Genomic DNA, 6,000 nt, shown 5'->3' with positions numbered 1-6,000 from the left:
TTTTTTAAACCACAACCCCCCAAACCCAAAAAAATTCTCTTGTGGGGGTTTTTTTTTTTTTTAAACCCCCCCCCCCCCCCCGGGTGGGGGGGGGCCCGCGGGGGTGGCCCCCCCCCCCCTCACTGCATGGCGCACGCACAAAACGAACACTCCGTGTTATCAAGTAAATACACATAGTAATGTGCTGTACACGGAGGAAGCACCATGGCAGTAGCTGCGGCGATGGCGGCGCTGGGCCTGGCGGCCCTCGTCGCCCTACCGGGAGCCCCGGAGCCGGACCCGTCGGAGCGCCGGGAAGTGGTCCCCGGCGCCGAGACCCTGCATGTGTCGCTCCAGAAGACCACCGAACACGAGAGACTGTCGCCGGGGGACCGGGTGGAGTACACGATCGGGGTCCGCAACTCCGGCGCCCGGGCCGTGGCCGCGGCCGAGGTCGTCCACCACCTGCCCCCGACCATGCGCTACGTCACCGGCACGGAGGGCGCCGAGGTGGACGGCCGGCGCGTCGTCTGGAGTCGGCCCCTGAAGGCGGGCGAACGGGCCTCGTTCACCGTCACCGGTGAGCTGGCCGCCCTCCCCGAGGGGGCGGGCCGCCCGGTCGCCACGGCCTGCCTGCGTTCCGGCGCGGACGGTGTGCTCGTCTCCTGCGCGGCGCAGGAGCACGAGGTGCGCAGGCCGCTCGCCCCCCTGTGGGCCGTGGTGACCGCGGCGGCCGGGCTGCTCGCCCTGGCCGGCGGGGTCGCCGCGTTCCGCCTGCGCGCCCGCGCTTCCGCGCCCGCGCCGGCCGAGCCCGCGGGACCCGCGGCGGCCGGACCCGAGCCGTCCGAGCCGGTACCGTCCGAACCCGCAGAGCACAACACCTCCGGGGAGGAGCCCGACACCGGCGCCCTCTCCGGAGCCACCGTCCACCGGCTGGACGCCCACCGCTAGGGCCCGCTCCCGAACGCCCTCCCGCGCTGCCGGGGGCCACGGGGCGCCCGACGGTGTTCCGGAGGCTCGGAGGAGCGGGCCGGGGGACGCGGACCGCGGCGGAGGGGCCGAAGGCCCCGGAGGCGCCGGGCGCGGTGGCGGAGCCGCGCGGCCCGCGGGGGGAGCACCGCCGGGTACGGAAAGGGCGGGCCCCGCGTCCCCTCGGACACGGGACCCGCCCCGACGGGCCGGGACCGGGCGTCAGCTCAGGTCGCCGAGCGCCTTCTCCGCCTCGGCCAGCCACGCGCGGCGGGCCTCCAGCGCCTCCTCGGCCTCCCTGACGCGGCGGGCGTCGTTGTTCGCCCGCGCCTTCTCCAGCTTCTTCTCCAGGTCGGCGATCGCGGTGGACAGCTGCGCCACCGTGTCACGCGCCCGGGCCTGGGCCTCGGGGTTCTTGCGCTCCCACTCCGACTCCTCGGCGCGGCGCACCTCGTCCTCGATCTGGCGGAAGGAGCCCTCGAGCCGGTCGCGCGCGTCGCGCGGCAGCTCCCCGGCCTCCTCCCAGGCCTCCTGGAAGTCGCGCAGCCGGGCGCGGGCCCGGCGCGGGTCCGAGATCAGGCCGCGGATCTCGGTCTGCGCCTCGGCCAGGATCTTCTCCTTGGCGTCGGCGTTGACCCGCAGCTCCGCGTCCCGCTCGGCGAAGACCGCGTTGCGGGCGTCGAAGAACGTGTCCTGGGCGGCCTTGAACCGGGCCCACAGGCGGTCCTCGCTGGCCCGGTCGGCGCGGCCGGTCCGCTTCCACTGCTGCATCAGGTCGCGGTAGGCGCGGGCGGTCTCGCCCCACTCGGTGGACCCGGACAGGGCCTCCGCCTCGGCGACGATGCGCTCCTTCTCGGCCCGCACCGACTCCCGCTCGTGGTCCAGGTTGGCGAAGTACGCCTTGCGCCGCTTGGAGAAGGAGTTGCGCGCCGCCGACATGCGCTTCCACAGCGCCTGCTCGGTCGGGCGGTCGGCCCGGGGGGCCTTCTTCCACTCCTCGATCAGCTGGAGCATCCGCTCGCCGCCGGACTTCCAGTGCGTGGTCTCGACCGCGACCCGCTCCGCCTCGGCGACGATGCGCTCCTTGATCTCCCGCGCCTCGCCGCGCGCCCGCTCCTGGGCCTGCTTCTGCTCGACCTTGCGGGTCTCGGCGCGCCCGGCCAGGGCGTCCAGCCGGCGGGTGAGGGCGTCGAGGTCGCCGACGGCGTGCGCCTCCTGTACGGCCGAGCGCAGCTTGTCGATGTTCGACATCGCGGCGGCGGCGGACAGGTCGGTGGTGTTGAGCCGCTTCTCCAGCAGCTCAACCTCGGTGACCAGGGAGTCGTACTTGCGGCGGAAGAAGGCCAGGGCCTCCTCCGGCTCCCCGGCCTGCCACGATCCGACGACCCGCTCGCCTTCGCTCGTGCGCACGTAGACCGTGCCGTCGTCGTCTACGCGGCCCCAAGGGTCCGTGGTCACCGTGTCCTCCTGCTGTCATGAACCCGCGGAGAGCGGGTTCTGGTCGTCGCGGTGTCCCTCGCCGATCCGTGATGGAAACCACTGTGCTGACCACGGTATCCATCCGATTCGATGATGACGGCGCGCCGTGTCTCATCCGTCCGGGCGGGCATTTCCGGCGCCCGCCGTCGGTGTCCCCCATCGTGCCGGACCGGAGCCGAGAACCGACGGCCCGCTTTCCCGGAAGAGGCGCAGGTCGGGGCCCGGTGCACATGGGACGGTGCCCAATATGGCATTACCACGCGCTTTGGCAAAGAGTCCGGGCGTGTGCGGTGATCGAATGGTGATCAAAAGAGCGCACAGGTGTGCTCTTCCGGTCGCCCGGGCCCCGTTCACGTCGGTAGGCTCTGGTAATACCCGCGGGCGGCCCTTCCACGAGCCGCGGCCTCCCGCACCACCCGACCGAGGAACAGGACGCCACCCGCCGTGCTCATCGCCGCACTACCCACCGGACCCCTCGCCGCGAACTGCTACGTCCCGGCGGCGGCTCCGAACGGCGAGTGCGTGGTCGTCGACCCCGGGCAGGACGCGGCCGAGCCCGTCGCCAAGGTCCTGGCCGAGCACCGGCTGACGCCCGTCGCGGTCCTGCTCACCCACGGGCACTTCGACCACGTGTGGTCGGCCGCCGAGATCGCCGACGCCCACGGCGTCCCGGTGTACGTGCACGCGGCCGACCGCGGCCTGTTCACCGACCCGGGCCGGGGCGTGGACGCCGCCTTCGCCGCGCAGCTGACCGCCCTGCTGGGCCCTGGCCCCTACCGCGAGCCCGCCCGCGTGGTGGAGGTCTCCGACGGCGAGGTCCTGTCCCTGGCGGGCGCGGAGTACACGGTCTCCCACACCCCCGGCCACACCCCCGGGTCGGTGGTCTACACCACCCGCAGCGACGACGGCGTCCCGGTGATGTTCGCCGGCGACCTGGTGTTCGCGGGCTCCATCGGCCGCACCGACTTCCCCGGCGGCGACCCGGCCGCGATGGCGCGCAGCCTCGCCGGCGCCGTGCTGGGCGCGCCGGACGACACCCGCGTCCTGCCGGGCCACGGCCCGGCCACCACCGTGGGCCGCGAGCGCGCCACCAATCCCTACCTGCGCGATATCGCCGGTTGACCCCGTTCGCGCGGAACCGCCGGCCGACCCGCCGCCCGTGACCGGGCCGGTGCGCCCCGGGGCGCACCGTGCCCCGGCGCGGGTCGGGCAGACTTGACACGTACTCGAAGACGCCGAAGGAGAAGTTCGTTGATACGCACGCATGAAGCAGGTGCGTTGCGCGCCGGGAACGCCGGGGAGAGCGTCGTGCTCGCCGGCTGGGTGGCGCGCCGCCGCGACCACGGTGGCGTGGTCTTCCTCGACCTGCGCGAGGCCTCCGGTGTGGTCCAGGTCGTCGTCCGTGAGGACGACCTCGCCCACGACCTGCGCGCGGAGTACTGCATCAAGGTCACCGGCTCGGTCCGGGTCCGCCCCGAGGGCAACGAGAACCCCGACATCCCGACCGGCGCGGTCGAGGTCGTCGCCGACGAGATCGAGGTGCTCAGCGAGGCCGCCCCGCTGCCCTTCCAGCTCGACAGCGCCTCCGACGTGGCCGAGGAGACCCGGCTGCGCTACCGCTACCTGGACATCCGGCGCTCGGAGATGGCCGAGAACCTGCGCATCCGCTCCAAGGCGACCTACATCGCCCACGAGACCATGCGCGACCTGGGGTTCACCTACATCGAGACCCCGTACATGACGCGCTCCACGCCGGAGGGCGCCCGCGACTTCCTGGTCCCGGTCCGCCTCCAGCCGGGCCACTGGTACGCCCTCCCGCAGTCGCCGCAGCTGTTCAAGCAGCTGCTCATGGTCGGCGGCATGGAGCGCTACTACCAGCTCACCCGCTGCTTCCGCGACGAGGACCTGCGCGCCGACCGCCAGCCGGAGTTCACCCAGATCGACCTGGAGATGAGCTTCGTCGACGAGGAGGACATCTTCGCCGTCGGCGAGCAGCTGTTCACCCGGCTGCTGCGCGAGGTGCGCGGGGTCGAGCTGCCCGAGCGCTTCCCGCGGATGCGCTTCGCCGAGGCGATGGACCGGTTCGGCTCCGACAAGCCCGACCTGCGCTTCGGCCAGGAGCTGGTCGAGATGACCGACTACTTCGCCGACACCACCTTCCGGGTGTTCCAGGCCCCGTACGTGGGCGCCGTGGTCATGCCCGGCGGCGCGTCCCAGACCCGCAAGGAGCTGGACGCCTGGCAGGACTGGGCGCGCTCGCGCGGCGCCAAGGGCCTGGCCTACGTCCTGGTCCAGGAGGACGGCACCCTGGGCGGCCCGGTGGCGAAGAACCTGTCGGACGCCGAGCGGGAGGGCCTGGCCGCCAAGGTCGGCGCCGCCCCGGGCGACGCGGTGTTCTTCGCCGCGGGCAAGCGGTTCGAGGCCCAGGAGCTGCTGGGCGCGGCCCGCCTGGAGATCGGCCGCCGCTGCGACCTCATCGACGCGTCCCGCTGGGAGATCCTCTGGATCACCGACATGCCGCTGTTCGAGGAGGCCGACGAGGAGGGCTCCTGGAAGCCGGTGCACCACCCGTTCACCGCCCCGGCCGTCGAGGACGAGGACGACTTCCAGGACCACCCGGGCACGACGAACTCGCGCGCCTTCGACCTGGTGCTCAACGGCTACGAGCTGGTCTCCGGCTCGATCCGTATCCACCGGGCCGAGATGCAGCAGCGCGTCTTCGACACGATCGGCCTGAGCAAGGAGGAGGCCGAGTCCAAGTTCGGCTTCCTGCTGGAGGCGTTCAAGTTCGGCCCGCCGCCGCACGGCGGCCTGGCCGTGGGCTGGGACCGGATCATCATGCTGCTCGCCGGGCAGCCGACGATCCGCGAGGTCATCGCGTTCCCCAAGACCGCCTCCGGCGGCGACCCGCTGACCGGCGCCCCGACGCCGATCACCGCGGAGCAGCGCGCCGAGGCCGGGGTGGACGTCGACCCGGAGGCCGAGGAGGCCTGAGCCCGGTGACCGGGTCCGCGGGGGCGGTGCGCGTCGGCGCACCGCCCCCGCGGCTTTCGGCGGCCGCGCCGCGCCCCCGTCCGGGCCGTGCTCCTGTCCGGTCGTGCCGCCGCCGGGCCGTGTCCGGCGCGGCCGACCGGAGCGGTCCGCTCGGAGGGACCGTGTCCGACCTGCGCCTTCGTCCGGGGGTCGGCGCACGGGGGAGGGCCTGCGTCCTCGGCCCCGACCGGCCGCGCTTTTCGCGTTGCGGCGATACTTTCGGGAACTCCATAAAACGGTCATAGGTGACCTATGTGAAGGAATTCCTCGGTTCTCCTGGAAAAACCTGGCCGAACATGGCCTCGTGTGACTCCTGTGGATGCGCCCGGCCGTGACATCCCCTACGGTTGTGGGCGAATCACCCTTCCCCCCACCAAGTACCGGCGTCCTCGGGAGTGGTCGCGCGGTACGACGGGGGCCTCGTCGCACCGGTGGGCGGAAATGGTGGTGAAGTGCCTTCTGTGCCACCGAGTCACGCGAGCGTAACGATTTGTGCACCGGGGTCGGCCCCCGCCGGCCCGTGGGCCCGCGTGCGCCGAA

At 72.9% G+C, this 6,000-nt stretch carries 4 protein-coding genes; 3 read left to right on the top strand and 1 reads right to left on the bottom strand.

The window, feature by feature from the left end:
• The first annotated feature begins 204 nt into the window (after positions 1-204).
• Complete coding sequence (locus ACFVNO_RS29185; protein ID WP_378897372.1) at positions 205-930, top strand: hypothetical protein; 726 nt, start codon at positions 205-207, stop codon at positions 928-930.
• Positions 931-1,170: 240 nt separating this feature from the next.
• Here ACFVNO_RS29185 and ACFVNO_RS29180 read toward each other — a convergent pair whose 3' ends face one another.
• Entirely contained in the window at positions 1,171-2,406 is a 1,236-nt protein-coding gene (locus tag ACFVNO_RS29180) for a DUF349 domain-containing protein (protein ID WP_355269820.1), read from the bottom strand.
• A gap of 465 nt (positions 2,407-2,871) precedes the next feature.
• On the opposite strand from ACFVNO_RS29180, the gene ACFVNO_RS29175 reads away from it, so the two are divergent.
• Both ACFVNO_RS29175 and aspS read left to right on the top strand, forming a co-directional pair.
• Positions 2,872-3,549 carry an MBL fold metallo-hydrolase gene (locus ACFVNO_RS29175; protein ID WP_355269818.1) on the top strand — a complete coding sequence of 226 codons (678 nt, stop codon included), beginning with the start codon at positions 2,872-2,874 and terminating at the stop codon, positions 3,547-3,549.
• 129 nt (positions 3,550-3,678) lie between these two features.
• Entirely contained in the window at positions 3,679-5,421 is a 1,743-nt protein-coding gene (aspS, locus tag ACFVNO_RS29170) for an aspartate--tRNA ligase (protein ID WP_355269816.1), read from the top strand.
• Positions 5,422-6,000 lie beyond the last annotated feature (579 nt).

This window comes from Nocardiopsis sp. NPDC057823 (genome assembly GCF_042797335.1).
Lineage (GTDB): Bacteria > Actinomycetota > Actinomycetes > Streptosporangiales > Streptosporangiaceae > Nocardiopsis > Nocardiopsis changdeensis.
This window is presented reverse-complemented; position numbering and strand designations above follow the sequence as displayed.